This is a genomic window from Gymnodinialimonas ulvae (assembly GCF_037543845.1).
Classification (GTDB): Bacteria; Pseudomonadota; Alphaproteobacteria; order Rhodobacterales; family Rhodobacteraceae; genus Gymnodinialimonas; species Gymnodinialimonas ulvae.
Genome location: NZ_JBBIFX010000002.1, coordinates 402,489 through 416,193 on the forward strand (window position 1 = coordinate 402,489; position 13,705 = coordinate 416,193).

Below are 13,705 nucleotides of genomic sequence, written 5' to 3' on the forward strand. Positions count from 1 at the left end.
GTCAGGCCGTAGGCCGAGTGCTTATTTCAGGGGCCGATCGTGACCAGCCGCGCCGCCATATACGATTCGGCGGCTCCGCTGCCGTGAGGTCACCCGAATGCGGAAATTTTTCCTGTTATCGCAAACAATTAGCACGGGCGCTACATTCTTGCGAAAATTCCCCGCGCTGCGCGTCACAATTGCCTTGCGGTGCGGTCAACCTTGTCTAAAGGTGTCAAGGACACGTCGAAAAAGTGGCGGAAAGCTGCTCAACTCTTGGGTCTGGGAGGCCGCAATGAATATTAAACGTATCGCCAGCGGGGCTGCGATTGCCGCGTCTGTATTCCTTGGAGGGGCCATTGCAGCGGTTGCTGTTCCGGTCAACACGCTCGAAACGAAGGGCGCGTTCCAGCTCTCCAACACCGGTGGCGCCTTCGGGTTCGGCCTTATCTCGGGTGAAATCGCGTTCTCCGTTGACCGTGGCGCAATCCCGGATTTTGGCTCCTACACCACAAACAGCGCGTTTGCCGCGCGCACCGCGACGGGCATCACGTCGTCCGTCGGGTCGAAGAACCGGCAGCTGAGCGCGGTTGAAGCCATCGAGACCGTGAACGCCGCTTTGGCAACCTTCGACAACGGTGTTGCTTCGAACGGAGGCGTGGTCGATCTCGCGGGCGGCGGCGCGTATTCCGTGCGCGTGACCCCCAGCGCGCGTGGCGCGAACGGGTTCGAAGGCGGGTTCGAGATTGCCTTTGAAGTCATGTCTCAGGCCGACCTCGACGCCCTCGCATCCGCAACGCAGACCCTGCTAGATCCGCTTGGGCTTGGCCTTCTGGCAACCGGCGTGGGCATCGATGACCTTTCCGGCTCGGGCAGCTTTTCGCTGAGCTCGACCACCGACGTCGAAGCCGTGTCGCAGATTGCGCCGATCCCGGTGCCTGCCGGGGGCCTGCTCCTGGTGACCGGCCTTGGCGCGTTCGCCTTTACGCGGCGTCGCAAGACCGCTTGATCTGACGAGCTGAAACAACGACACAGGAGGCGTGGGGCATTTCCCGCGCCTCTTTTCTTTTGGTCTGATGCTTCCCCGATGAAAACACCGCGCGCATGGCAAAGGATGCTGTCCGGCCGCAGGCTTGATCTGCTTGACCCGACGCCGATGGATATCGAGATCGAGGATATCGCCCACGGCCTGGCCTTCGTTGCGCGCTGGAATGGCCAGACGCATGGCGACTACGCATATTCCGTGGCGGAGCATTCGATCCTCGTGACCGATATCCATGTCCGCCTTGCGCCCGATGCCCCTGTGAAATGGCGGTTAGCCGCCCTGCTGCATGATGCGCCGGAATACGTGATCGGCGATATGATCAGCCCGGTGAAAGCGGCGGTCGGTCCGGGCTATGGCGCGTTGGACGATCGCCTGACTGCGGCCATTCACCTGCGCTTTGGCCTGCCCGCCACCTTGCCGAAGACGGTCAAGGCCGCCATCAAGCGAGCCGACAAGATCTCTGCTTGGTTGGAAGCCACGCAATTGGCGGGCTTCACCGAAGCGGAGGCGGACAAGTTCTTCGGCAAGCCTGCCCCCGCCGTGATCGACGGCCTGACCCTGCATCTGCGGCCCCCGTCCGAGGTACGCGCCGATTTCACGGCCCGCCACGCGCGCCTGATGGAGGCCCTGTGATCAAGATCCGCAGAGCCCACCCGTTGGATGCGCGTGAGATGACCGCGATCCTGAATGACATCATCGCGATTGGCGGCACCACCGCCTATACCGACGCTGTTTCCGAAGGCTATATTCGTGACCGCATTTCTGACGCGCCCGAAACCTCGGCCTGGCACGTGGCCGAGACCGAAGCGGGCGAGATCGTCGGGTTCCAATGGGTCGCGCGCGGGGCGGATTACCTGCCAATGGACGCGGCGGAAATCGCGACGTTCGCTAAGGCGGGACAGCAGGGGCTTGGCATTGGGTCCAAGCTGTTCGAAGCGACCCGCCATGCCGCAAAGGCGCTTGGCTACCGCTGGATCAATGCCAATATCCGTGCCGACAACGCGAGTGGGCTGACCTACTACCAATCGCGCGGGTTCGAGGATTATGGCAAGATCGAAGGCTTGCGGCTGGCCGACGGGACGGTTGTCGACAAGATCCTCAAGCGCTTCGATCTGTAACCAGACTTACAGGATGCCCGTGTGGCGCAGCCACCGGCGGCGATCGGCCTGATCACGTTTGCGCTCTGCGGACGTGCGGTGATCATAGCTGGACCAATGGTCCGGCGCATCCCAGTTTTGCTCAACGCGCGTGGCGACTTTCAGTGAATTTGCGATAATTCCAAACATGGCGTGTTCCTTTCGGGTTTCTGCCATCTTGATACGCCCTTGCGTCGGAAAGGCCGAATCCGCAATACTGACAACATGTCAGATGAATTTACATATGGATTGGCGTGACATCCCCTCCCTGTCGGCGCTTCGGGCGTTCGAGGCGGCCGCTCGACTTGGATCCTTGTCCGAAGCGGCACGCGCATTGAACGTGACCCATGCTGCCGTGGCCGCCCATGTTCGCGCGTTGGAGGCCGAGTTCGGTCAATCGCTGCTGACCCGTGCCGGGCGGGGCATGGTGCCGACGCAGGCCGGAGCGGAGCTGGCGCGCGATCTGGGCACCGGCTTTGCCGAAATTGCGGCAGGTGTTCGTGCGATGCGGCAGGGGCGCGAAGATCGTCCGGTGATCCTCACGACAACGCCGAGTTTTGCGCAGAATTGGCTGATGCCTTGCCTCGCGTCCTTTTGGGCGGCGCATCCGGACGTGCCGCTGACGGTGCAGACGGATCAGAACATGGTGGACCTGCGCCGTGAAGGCGTGGACCTGGCCATTCGCCATGGCAAGGGGCCGTGGCCGGGGCTGGAGGGCATGGTTCTGACGCCCGCAAAGATGGTGGTCGTGGCGCAGCCCGGCCGCTTTGGCCCCGCGCCCGAAGACCCGCGAAGCAAAGCCGCCTGGAGCCGCGTGGTCGAGCTGCCGTGGCTGCTTGATCAATCGCATAGCGAGTTCAACAAGCGCTTGATCCGCCTGGGCATCGACCCCGAACGTCTGACCGCGACAGCGCTGCAATCCAACGCGCTTCTGCTGCCCGCGTGCCGGGCGGGCGCCGGAGTTTCGGCGCAGCCGCTGGCCCTCGTCGAGACGGATATCGCCGATGGCCGGTTGGAGGTTCTGGCGGAGGAGGCGGAGAGCGACTATGCCTACCACCTGTTACATTTGCCCGGCCCGTTGTCGCGGCGTGCTCAGACTTTCGTGACATGGCTACGTCGCGACTCGCAGTGCATCGCGCTGGGAACATAGGGGCGAGAGGGAAGGATCATGGCAAAGTTCAAAGGCTTCGTACGTGTCGCCTCAAGCTTCAACCTGATGGAAATCCGCATGGCCGTCGCCGCGCTGGAAGGAGCCGACATTCTGACCATCGCGCCGGGCACGGAATTGTCCAACACCATGCCGCATGCGAGCCTTGCGTTCGGTCCGTTGGAGATTCACGTCCCCCGGGACAAGGCGGATGAAGCGGCGGCGCTTTTGAACGCGGTCGCAACCGGCACGGTTATCCCCCATGATCAGCGTGATCTGATCGAGGACGCCCCGGACGACGAGCATGGTGACGGGCGAGAACCGCTGCGCAGCGACGCCAGCATCGGCGACAAGATCCGCAATCTTCTCGGGTTTGCCCTGGGCGGCGTGTCACAGCCCCTCAAGGGTATGCTGGTCGAAAGGCGCGAGCGGCGCTCAGACGATTAATTGACCGCAAGTGGCGCACAGGTTTCGCCCGCCGCGCCATTCTCTGTCTGCCATCCCACAAAAGCGCCGTTGCGAAACACAAGCAAAGGCCCGTCGCGCCAACGGGCGGCGGCCCGGGTGGAGGCGTCGCAGGGCAGAAGGTTGGGTCGGTCGCCCTGCAACCGTGTCATCGTGTCGATCACACCGGCCTGCGCGCGTCCGAAATCAATGCGCTGGCCCGAGCCCACCACGTCGATCCCCCGCGCATCGTAAGCCATCGGAAATACCGGCCCGTCCGGTACCGGCGCCAGACCGCCGTCTCCACCACCGACGCATCCGGCCAGCAAGAGAGGAAAGGCATAGGCCAGCTTCACCGGGGCGAGCGTTTGGCGAGGATGCGCTGCAACGTCCGGCGGTGCATGTTGAGCCGCCGTGCGGTCTCGGACACGTTGCGGTCGCACAATTCGTAAACGCGCTGAATATGCTCCCAACGGACGCGGTCGGCGCTCATCGGGTTTTCGGGCGGCGGCGGCATCTCTTCTTCTTCGGCCAGCAACGCGAAGGTGATGTCATTGGCATCGGCGGGCTTCGACAGGTAATCCGTCGCCCCCATCTTCACCGCGGCCACCGCCGTCGCAATCGCGCCGTAGCCCGTCAGGACGACAATCCGCGCATCGGGGCGTTTCTCGCGCAGGCGCTCCACCACGTCGAGGCCATTGCCATCCTCAAGCCGCAGGTCCACCACGGCATATGCGGGCGGCCGGGCCGTTGCGATGGCCGATCCGGCGGCAACGGACCCGGCCGCTTCGACGTCGAAACCGCGCTTTTCCATTGCCCGCTCAAGGCGGCGCAGAAACGGTTCATCATCATCGACAATCAAAAGCGATTTGTCGGGTCCGATGTCCCGAAGGCTGCGGTCGTTCGTTGCCATTGCCGTCTCTCCTGTGGTCCCCTTGGTTAAGGTATAGGAATGTTTGGGAAATGGTCAAACGGTCGCAGGTGAAAACGCTGGTTTTGCAAAGAAAAAAGGGCGCCGCATCGGGCGCCCTTTGGGTCTGACCTCGAAAGGATCAGACGGCTTCGTCGATCCATTTCTGCAAAGCGGCCTTGGGGGCGGCACCGACTTTGTTGGAGACGACCTCGCCGCCGTTGAACATGAAGAGTGCGGGAATGCCGCGCACGCCAAGCTGCATCGGCGCGTTCGGGTTCTCGTCTACGTTGACCTTAACGATCTTCACGCGGCCTTCGTATTCGGTGGACAGCTCTTCGAGAGCGGGCCCGATCTGCTTGCAGGGGCCACACCACTCGGCCCAGAAATCGACGACGACGGGGATGTCGGATTGCTTCACTTCGGCGTCGAAGGTGGCATCGGTAACGGCAGTGGTAGCCATGGTTTGCCCTCCAGGCAGATATGGACGTCGCAGGGCACCGGACCGGGGGCCGTGTGCGTGCAACAGGGAACTCAATCGGATGCCGAAGCTATGGACGCCCGTGCCAAGGGTCAAGCACCACTAGCGCGTTTGAGGGCGTCGGACACGAGATCGTGTGGCAGTTCCATCAACGCTCCCGTCCGCGACCACAGGATTGCAGTGGTAATTTCCCGATCCGGATAAACGGCTTGGAGCAACTCGGCATAGGCCCCCATCTGCCGCAAAAGGCCTTCCGGGACGGCCTCGGGGCGGTCAGGGACGGTTGCATTGGTCTTGAAATCAACCGCCGAAACCCGGTCGGGCGTCACGATCAGCCGGTCGATGATTCCCAGCATCGGCGCATCGAGACTGCTGGAATGGCCGGTGATTTCGACCTCGGCCAACGTCTCGGGCGCAAACAGATGGCGCAGCGCGGGATTGGTCAGGACGCGCGTGGCTTCGTCCAACATCGGGGCCAATTCATCGGGCGTGACAGTGCCACCGTGAAGGGCGGCGATTCCCGGTGCTGCGGCGCGCCAGGCGGCGGCGGACAAGCGCGGCAGATGTTCCAACAGCAGGTGCGTGATGGACCCACGCCGCATGGCAGCGTCCGTTTCGTCGCCCACACCGGGAAGCGCCTTTGCACCGCCAAGATCCGACGGGGTTTTGACCGTTTGACCGTTCCCAGGGGCAGTGACCGGCGCCGTAGCCCAGTCCGGCAGCGGCGCGCCGGCCGCCTTTGTGGCCGCGGGCGGTGCTGTGGCGGGCCAGTCGCCGGTTTCAAGCCGAAGCCCGTCGCCGTCGAGGCCCGGAACGACCAAGGGCGCGGCATTGGTGTCTTCCATGGCGTCCTGCACGATCTTGTACCACGACGATGCAGGGTTGTCCTTGGCGCCCAAACTTCCGGCGGCGGCCACGATCAGCCAGCTTTCCGCCCGGGTCAACGCGACGTAGAGCAGGCGGTTGAATTCTTCGATCTCGCGCCGCTTTGCGACCTCTTTCGCCTCCAGCACCCCGTCGCTTTCATCGCCCTTGCTCGGGGGCCAGATCACCGGCCCCCCTTCAGGGGACAGCAGGTTGATTCCCCCGCCGCGCCCGGTGGACGCGGCGCAATCGGGCAGGATCACGACCGGCGCTTCCAGCCCTTTTGCGCCGTGAACGGTCATCACGCGGATCTGCCCTTCGGCCTGGCTCAGGTCGCGTTTGACCTGCACGTCACCGGATTCGACCCAGCCGACGAACCCGGTCAGGGATGGCACCTCACTAGCCTCATAGCTCAGCGCCTGAGCCAGCATCGCGTCGATGGCATCCTCGGCCTCGGGCCCGAGCCGGGCGATCATCCGGCGGCGACCGTCGTGTCGGATCAGCGCCCGTTCCAGCAGATCATAGGGGCGCAGAAAATCGGCCTGATTGCGCAGGTCGCGCAAGATGTGATGCGCTTCGGGAAACGTGTCTTTGCGGTCGCGGAATGCGGACCAGAGAAAGCCCGGACGGCCATGCGCCACATCGTAGAGCTGCGCCTCGCTCAACCCGATCAGCGGCGAGCGCAGCACACAGGCGAGCGACAGGTCGTCGTCAGGTGTTGCGAGGAACCGGCAAAGCGCCAGCAAATCCTTTACCGCCAGCGGCGAGGTCAGCTGCGAACGGTCCACGCCCGCCACGGGCAGATTGCGGGCCTTCAACTCGGCGATGATCTTGTGGAAAAGTCGCGACCGGCGGCGCACAAGGATCAGGATATCGCCCGCCGCCACTGGTTTGTCCGGCGCGTATTCGACAGGATTTTCGACCATATCCTTGATCCGCACGGCGAGCGCTTCGGCCAGCTTTGAAGAATGGTGATCCTCGCTCACCAGATCCTGCGGATCGTCCCATTCGGGTTTCGCGCCGGTCTCGGTCTTGGGAACATGCGGCCACAAGTCGACACGCCCCGGCTTGTCGAAGAACGCGCGATGTTCGACCTTGTCGCCCAGACCAGGAGCGCCCAACCGCCGCGCCACGCGGTCCACGAGGTCGAGGATCGGCGGCGCAGAACGGAAGGAATGGATCAGGGCCGCGTCCTGAAACGGGGCTTCGATTGCGCGCAGACGGTCTTCGAAATAATCGCGCATGCGGTCGAATTCGTCCGGGTCGGCACCCTGAAAGGAATAGATCGATTGCTTCTTGTCACCGACCACGAAAATCGTGCGCTGCACATCGGCACGCGCGCCTTCCCCGGCAGCGAAATCTTCGGCCAAGCGTTTGACGATGTCCCATTGCCGGGGCGAGGTATCCTGCGCTTCATCTACAAGAATGTGGTCGATCCCGCCGTCGAGCCGGAACAAAACCCATTGCGCCACGCGCGGGTCGGACAGAAGCGCACGGGTCTTGTCGATGAGATCGTCGAAATCAAGCCACCCGCGCGCCTGCTTGGCGTTGGCGTAAAGCGGAAGGAAGGCGTCCGCGAACCGGTGCAGGGCGTGCGTGCGCTGCGCGGTCAGAAGGCCGGTGCGCATGACGCGCGCGTCGGCCAGACGTTCGGCGAGTGCATTCACGCCATCCATCGCGTCACCTATGCCGGCGCGCACTTTGGGATTTGCGATGCCGTCGGTACGGGGCAGGCCCATTTTCGCACCAGATTGAAAAACGAAGATACCTTCGAGCGTCGCAATCATGTCGAGCGTCGGGTGGTCCCAGGTGATAGTCTTGAGCTTCTTGCCGAGGGTCACGTGGGTGGACGTGTTGGGGTCGAGGTGGGTGCAAATGACATGCGCCAGATCAGACTCACCGCCCTCGATCACGTTCGCGATGATTTTGTCTTCGGTCAGGGTCGGGTCGATCCCAGCCCAGTTGCAGATGTCGTCCCAAGTGGCGGCCGGTGTCATCGCCTCGGCCTTTCCGGCCACGTCGCGAGCCAGCCTGACCGCGCCTTCATCGTCCGGTAGATGCGCCGCGATCAGGCGCAGCGCTTCGCGGCCCTTTTCGTCTCCGGCCATGTCATCAAGCAGGTCGGTCAGCAGCCGGGTCTGCACCCGCTCGTCGATCTCGGTGAAGGCCGGGCTGACCTGCGCCTCAAGGGGAAAGCGGCGCAGGACGGAAGAGCAGAACGAATGGATCGTCTGGATTTTCAGCCCCCCCGGGGCCTCGATTGCGCGTGCGAACAGGGTGCGCGCTTCGTCCAGTTTTTCAGGCGGCAGTCCGTCCACGCCAATGTCTGTCAGCGTCTTCCGCAGCGCCGCATCGTCCTTCATCGCCCATGCGCCGAGGCGCTCGAAGAGGCGGTTTTGCATCTCCATCGCGGCCGCCTTGGTGTAGGTCAGGCACAGGATCCGTTCCGGTCGCACGCCATCAAGCAGCAAACGCGCCACGCGGTCGGTCAAAACGCGTGTCTTGCCCGAGCCCGCATTCGCGCCAAGCCAGGTTGACATGTCAGGCTGCGCGGCGCGGGTCTGGGCGCGGGTGGCGTCATCCATCGGCGTCGCCTCCGACCGGAATAACCTTGGCCTCTTGTGTCTCGTCCCACTCGCCAAGCCGCGCGAGGTGATCGTAATCGCCGTCAAAACGGGTCTGCTTGACCGACCGGCGCGATGGAAAACCGACTGCCCTGAGGCGGTAATGCGTGATCAAGGTTTTCAGCCCGGCAAGGATCTGTGCGAAGGTTTCATCATCGACGGGCTGGTCGCGGATATCGGGCGTGCTGCCCAAGCCGATATAGGTCAGCTTTGCCACTTCCAGCGGTGTGTCGGAAAAGGCCCCGCCGCGCGCCATCAGGCCTTCGATCAGGAGCTGCTTGTTATAGGCGATTTCCTGTTTGTCGGACGGCAGGTTGCCGGTCTTGTAATCGTAAATCGCCACGCGCCCGTCCGGAAGACGGTCGATGCGGTCGCCTTTGCCGGTGAGCCGCAAGTCGAGGCCGGGGATGTCCCAATGCTTTTTCTGCTCCAGCATCCAGGGCTCGGCCAAAGCGCGCAGCTTGGCCTCTTCCGCAAGATACCAAGGCAACACGCGCCGCAATCGGGCGTCCCAGAATTGCCGGGCAGCGGGCCATGGCGCTTCTTCTAGAAGAATTTGCGTCGCGATATCCATGAAGATGTCATTGGCCCCGTCGGGCAGGCCCGCGCGCGTTTCATCGACGAATGCATCCAGGATTGCATGCACCACATTGCCGCGGAGTCGCGCATCGGGGCTGGCGCGCAATGGCTCGATGGGTTGGAGTTTGAGGATCCGCTTGGCGTAGATCGCATAGGGATCGCGGATCAGCTTCTCGACTTCGGTGACCGAAAGCTCGGTCAGGCGCGGCCCGGATTGCGGCGCGGGGGCGGGTCGCGGAGCAGGTTTTTCGAAGGCCTCGGGCTGCGTCAAATGGCTGACCTGCGCCAGCCACGCATCGCCACGCGCCCGCATGTCCTCGAGAGCTTGCGCTGACGCCGGGCTGGCTCCGTCCAGCAGGTTCACCATCCGGTTCAGCCAGCGCGCGGGCACGGTGTCGGTTTCATCATCGCGCTTTGCCCGGCTCAGCCAGATCGCACCACCGGCGATGCCTTGTTGAAAATCATGGGCGCTGAGGCCGATCACGCGGTCCGGCAGGCGCAGGCCCGCCTCGGCGCGCAAGGGTCGGTTCAACCACGGATCGGCCTCCGCAGCACCGGGCCAGGTGCCTTCGTTCAGACCCGCGAGGATCGTGATATCGGCACCCTGAACGCGCGCTTCTTGCGTGCCCCAGATCAGGATGTCGGCATGGGGACGCAGGGCGAAGCGCACTTCGCGATCATGGGCGAGCGCGGTGAAGAAATCGGCGTAGTCCCGCGCTGACATCAGGCCGCCATGGGGCGCATCGGCGGCCAGGTCTGCCATCAGGCGCGCGGCCTCCTGCCCCGGCTCCTGGTCGTAAAGCTCGCCACTGCCCTCCGCGCTCGGTTCGCACGCAAGGTGGCGGGCCAATTCGACATGCGCCGCGACGTGATCGGCGATGGGGCGAGGGCCATCAGAGTGCTTTTCGGCCAGCAACGGAGTCAGCCATTCGGCCCATGGGATCATCGCGTCGTCGTCTTGATCGTGTGCCCAACTCAGCACAGCCTCGGGTGTCGGAAACGCCAACCCGCGCCGCAGTAATCTGAGCTCGAGGGTGTTGACGCGGAGGGTGTGCTTCCTTCGATCGGTTCCGGAATGGCAGAGCGGGTGCTTCAGCAGGGCAATCAGTGCCTCCGCCGTGATCGGCGCGCTGAGGGCCTCGGCCACTTGCCTCAAGAACCGACCCGGCGCGGTCTGGGCGAGAACCTGTCCCGCGCTGTCATCAGGCAGAATGCGCCACCGGTCGAGCTGTGCGGTGACCTTGCGGGCAAGCCGCCGGTCCGGGGTCACCAAGGCGGCCCGTTCGCCGCGTTCAATCGCGGCGCGCAAGCGCAGGGCGATGGCCGTGGCCTCGGCCTGCGGGGATGGGGCTTCGATCAGGCTGACATCGGCCATGGCCCGAGCAATATCGGGCAGATTCGGCCCTTCGGTACGCCATTGGTTGGTGACGGGTGCGGGGCGCAGGGCAAGCGACACTGCTGTGTTGCGGGCCGCGTTCGCGGGTTGGCTTTGCGTCCAGAGCAGCACATCGGCGGGGTCGATCCTGGCTTCGTCCAAGACGCGTGCCAGCCGGAATTGCGGGTGATCTTCGCCCGACAATTCACGCCGTCGATCGTCCAGCAGGCGGCGCCAGACGGGGCGGGGCAGATCCGTGTCGAGCCCGGGCAGGATTACCGCGCCTTGCGGCAAGCTGGCCACTGCCTGCATTAGCCGAAACGTGGCCCGCCGCGATCCGGTGGAGCCCGCGACGATAACCGGATGCATCGGTGGCGTGTGCTGCCATTTCGCAATCAGCCGGTCAACGACAAGCGCCTGCCGCGCCTCGGGGATCAGCCGATCATCTTGCGCCAACATGTCAGAGGTGATCTGCAGGAAAGCGCGCGCGCGGCTCCAATGCTCGGAATGGCCGCCCATGTCGAGCGCCGTGATCTGGGCGGGCGTGATGCCTTCTTCCGCCATCTCACCCATGAAATCGGCGAGGCTGTCGGCGAGGTCATAAAGGGCTGCACGCGGGGCAAGATCGGGGTTGGCATCGATCAATTGCGCGATGAGTTGCGACAATTCCAATCGCACTTCCAGCGGGCTTTTGGCCGGAGGAAGGCCTTCCAGATTGGCGGTATCAGACAACGCGAGCACCGGCCGAATGCGCGGCAAAAGCCCCGGCCCTCGCTCCATATAAAGCGCCTGCAACCTGCGTTGCATGCGCGCGTTTGCGACAAGAACATCGACACGGGCGAGCGCCTCGGGCCCTTGACCGTCGAGACGATCCGAGATCCCTGCGATGAGGTCGGCGCAGAAGTCCACGCCCAAGGGCGTCGCGAAAATGCGGGGTGCGGTGGACGGCTCAAACATCGCCGGTCTCCAACATCGCTTCGGCCAAGGCAATGCCATCGGGGTGGCCGACATCGGCCCAAAGGCCTGCGTATATCAGGCCGAAAAGACGCCCATCAGCGGCGTAGGCTTGCCACGTGTCGCGCAACGAAAAGACATCGCGCGGGTCCGCGTAGCAGGGGGCCGGGTCGAGCATTTGAGCGCCCAGATACACCAGACTGTCGTCGGATTTGTCCAGGGTCAGTCGGCCGTCACGGTCCATCACGAAGTCACCGCCACCCTGCCGCCCCACTGCGCGATTGCCCGGGGTGAGCAACAACAATGCCCCCATGTCCGCAGTGTCGAAGGCGTCGGAAAGCGCCGTGAGAGGGTTCGCCCCGTGCCAGATGTTGTCGGCGTTCAAAGTCATGATCGCGCCCGGTCCAAGCGCGGCCATTGCGTTCTTCACGGCGCCACCAGAGTCCAGAATATCGGGGGCTTCGATCAAGGGGGTGACGTCGCTTTGATCGCGCAGATGGTCGGTGATCTGATCGGCGCGGTAATGGGCATTCACGGCGATGGGTGCACAGCGCGCGCCCCGTGCAACCGCGAGCGCGTGGTCCAGCAGGTTTTGCCCCGCCACTTCGATCAGAGGTTTCGGGCGATCCCGCGTCAGTGCACCCATGCGGGTGCCAAACCCGGCGGCCAGGATAAGGCAAGGCGCGGTCATGAGGCGATCCAGTGGGCGGTGCGGTCGAGCAGTGCCGCGACCGGCGTGCGAAGCGACGGCAGGCGGCCTGCGGCGCGGGAGATCAGGGCGCGCGTCCGGGGGAGGTAGGCGCGGTATCTTGGTTTGCCGTATTGCACGGCAAGGCGGTGGAATATGCCGAGGATCCGAAGGTTGCGTTGCAGCGACAGGGTGGCGAAGCGTTTCATATCATCTACAAGAAGTGTGTGCCATTCTTCAGGGATCTCACGCCTTGGATCATCGAGAAGCGAGGCCAAGTCGTACCCATCGGGCAGGAGCATCGCATCCTGATAATCCAGCAATCCGATCCGCGCATCCCCATCGCGCTCTGGCAGCCAGATCAGGTTATCGCCATGCACATCGCGCAAGGACAGGACCGGCGGGCCGGGCGCGTTTTCGGCAATAGCTTCCGCCAGCACAGGCAGAAGCTGCGCGCGCAGGTCTTGGCTTTCGGGAATGAAGTCGAAGGTCAGGCCAACCATCTCGGCCATCTCTGCGGGGTCAGGCGCGGCGAGGTCACTGGGTGGCGCCGCGTTCAGCCGGGGCAGCATCGCGGTGGTCACGCGGTAGGCGCGTCGCGCGGTATCGGGATCGTCGCGCAGGAGTCGCGACAGGGTCAGGTCGCCGAAATCCTCGATGAGAAGGCATCCACTTGCCTGATCTTCTGCAAGAATATCCGGCGCGGAAAGTTCGAGACCCCGCAAATGCGCGCTCATGCGAAGGAAGCGGGCCAGGTTATCAGCATCGTGATCCTCCATCAGCATCGCGCGTCGCGCGCCGTCGATCAGCCGCGTGTAGCGGCGGGTGGAGGCATCGCCGGCCAAAGACGCGCGCCGGGCCTGACCCCATCCGTGTTGCTCCAGGAACCCTTCGATCATTCTTCCAATGCCTTGGACAGACGCGCGGCGGCGGCAGTCCCGGGCCGGGCCGTGAGCGTGGCTTGGCGCGCGTCGTCGGGGCATCTGTCGAGATGCAGAAGGCAACCTTCAGGCCAATCGGGCGCGGCGCGATCGGGCCATTCGATCAGGCAAAGCGCCGTGCCGAATACGTCGTCAAGGCCAAGCTCCGCCAGCTCCTGCGGATCGGAAAGGCGATAGAGATCCGCATGCCAGATCTCGGCCCTGGCGGTTGCGTAGGTCTGAACCAAGGTGAAGGTCGGGCTTGGAACGGGTTCATCGGGCTGGTCCGTCCACGCCCGGATCACCGCCCGCGCGATATGGGTTTTTCCGGCCCCGAGCGCGCCGGACAAAAGCAGCGTGTCGCCCGGCTCCAGCGCCCTTGCCAAGCGATGCGCCAACGCATCTGTGGCGGCTTCATCCGCCAGCGCTGCGCGCGCGAGAACGGGCCAATCCGGGAGGATCGGCGCATCGTCATCGGGCAGGGAAACGGGATCAGCGGAGGTCATCTTCCGGCAAAGCCTAACGGAGTTTCGACGGAAGCTGAATCGGAAAAGTCCGG

General features: G+C 64.0%; 14 protein-coding genes. 5 read left to right on the plus strand and 9 right to left on the minus strand.

The genetic code is table 11. From position 1 onward, the window contains the following. The first annotated feature begins 274 nt into the window (after window positions 1–274). From V8J83_RS11815 to V8J83_RS11825, 3 genes are all read left to right on the plus strand, one after another. Window positions 275–988, plus strand: a complete 714-nt coding sequence (locus V8J83_RS11815; protein ID WP_339986541.1) for a VPLPA-CTERM sorting domain-containing protein — start codon at window positions 275–277, stop codon at window positions 986–988. Between the two features lie 78 nt (window positions 989–1,066). After that, window positions 1,067–1,657 (plus strand): HD domain-containing protein, encoded by a 591-nt coding sequence (locus V8J83_RS11820; protein ID WP_339986543.1) that lies wholly within the window; start codon window positions 1,067–1,069, stop codon window positions 1,655–1,657. Window positions 1,658–1,695: 38 nt separating this feature from the next. Beyond that, entirely contained in the window at window positions 1,696–2,142 is a 447-nt protein-coding gene (locus tag V8J83_RS11825; RefSeq protein WP_339986545.1) for a GNAT family N-acetyltransferase, read from the plus strand. A gap of 6 nt (window positions 2,143–2,148) precedes the next feature. Here the strand turns inward: V8J83_RS11825 and V8J83_RS11830 are convergent, their stop codons facing one another. After that, complete coding sequence (locus tag V8J83_RS11830) at window positions 2,149–2,310, minus strand: hypothetical protein (protein WP_339986546.1); 162 nt, start codon at window positions 2,308–2,310, stop codon at window positions 2,149–2,151. Between the two features lie 94 nt (window positions 2,311–2,404). Between V8J83_RS11830 and V8J83_RS11835 the strand changes: the two genes are divergently transcribed. Further along, window positions 2,405–3,310 (plus strand): LysR family transcriptional regulator, encoded by a 906-nt coding sequence (locus V8J83_RS11835; RefSeq protein WP_339986547.1) that lies wholly within the window; start codon window positions 2,405–2,407, stop codon window positions 3,308–3,310. Window positions 3,311–3,328: 18 nt separating this feature from the next. Further along, complete coding sequence (locus V8J83_RS11840) at window positions 3,329–3,754, plus strand: hypothetical protein (protein WP_339986549.1); 426 nt, start codon at window positions 3,329–3,331, stop codon at window positions 3,752–3,754. Here the strand turns inward: V8J83_RS11840 and V8J83_RS11845 are convergent. The 8 genes from V8J83_RS11845 to tsaE all read right to left on the minus strand — a co-directional run bounded on the left by V8J83_RS11845 (window position 3,751) and on the right by tsaE (window position 13,652). Beyond that, complete coding sequence (locus V8J83_RS11845) at window positions 3,751–4,107, minus strand: hypothetical protein (RefSeq protein WP_339986550.1); 357 nt, start codon at window positions 4,105–4,107, stop codon at window positions 3,751–3,753. The two genes, V8J83_RS11840 and V8J83_RS11845, sit on opposite strands and share 4 nt — an antisense overlap. Beyond that, on the minus strand, window positions 4,104–4,664 hold the full coding sequence (locus tag V8J83_RS11850) for an ActR/PrrA/RegA family redox response regulator transcription factor (protein WP_339986552.1): 561 nt from the start codon (window positions 4,662–4,664) through the stop codon (window positions 4,104–4,106). The genes V8J83_RS11845 and V8J83_RS11850 overlap by 4 nt, the downstream gene beginning before the upstream one ends. Window positions 4,665–4,803: 139 nt before the next feature. Beyond that, entirely contained in the window at window positions 4,804–5,124 is a 321-nt protein-coding gene (trxA, locus tag V8J83_RS11855) for a thioredoxin (protein ID WP_339986555.1), read from the minus strand. Between the two features lie 110 nt (window positions 5,125–5,234). After that, on the minus strand, window positions 5,235–8,591 hold the full coding sequence (gene addA, locus V8J83_RS11860) for a double-strand break repair helicase AddA (protein ID WP_339986558.1): 3,357 nt from the start codon (window positions 8,589–8,591) through the stop codon (window positions 5,235–5,237). Continuing rightward, window positions 8,584–11,541 carry a double-strand break repair protein AddB gene (gene addB / locus V8J83_RS11865; RefSeq protein WP_339986559.1) on the minus strand — a complete coding sequence of 986 codons (2,958 nt, stop codon included), beginning with the start codon at window positions 11,539–11,541 and terminating at the stop codon, window positions 8,584–8,586. The genes addA and addB overlap by 8 nt, the downstream gene beginning before the upstream one ends. Beyond that, complete coding sequence (locus V8J83_RS11870; protein ID WP_339986560.1) at window positions 11,534–12,229, minus strand: nucleotidyltransferase family protein; 696 nt, start codon at window positions 12,227–12,229, stop codon at window positions 11,534–11,536. Before V8J83_RS11870 ends, addB begins: the two co-directional genes overlap by 8 nt. Continuing rightward, window positions 12,226–13,125 carry an aminoglycoside phosphotransferase family protein gene (locus V8J83_RS11875; RefSeq protein ID WP_339986562.1) on the minus strand — a complete coding sequence of 300 codons (900 nt, stop codon included), beginning with the start codon at window positions 13,123–13,125 and terminating at the stop codon, window positions 12,226–12,228. Before V8J83_RS11875 ends, V8J83_RS11870 begins: the two co-directional genes overlap by 4 nt. Continuing rightward, the gene (gene tsaE / locus V8J83_RS11880; RefSeq protein ID WP_339986563.1) at window positions 13,122–13,652 is read right to left on the minus strand and encodes a tRNA (adenosine(37)-N6)-threonylcarbamoyltransferase complex ATPase subunit type 1 TsaE; all 531 of its coding nucleotides are present in this window, start codon (window positions 13,650–13,652) and stop codon (window positions 13,122–13,124) included. Before tsaE ends, V8J83_RS11875 begins: the two co-directional genes overlap by 4 nt. Window positions 13,653–13,705 lie beyond the last annotated feature (53 nt).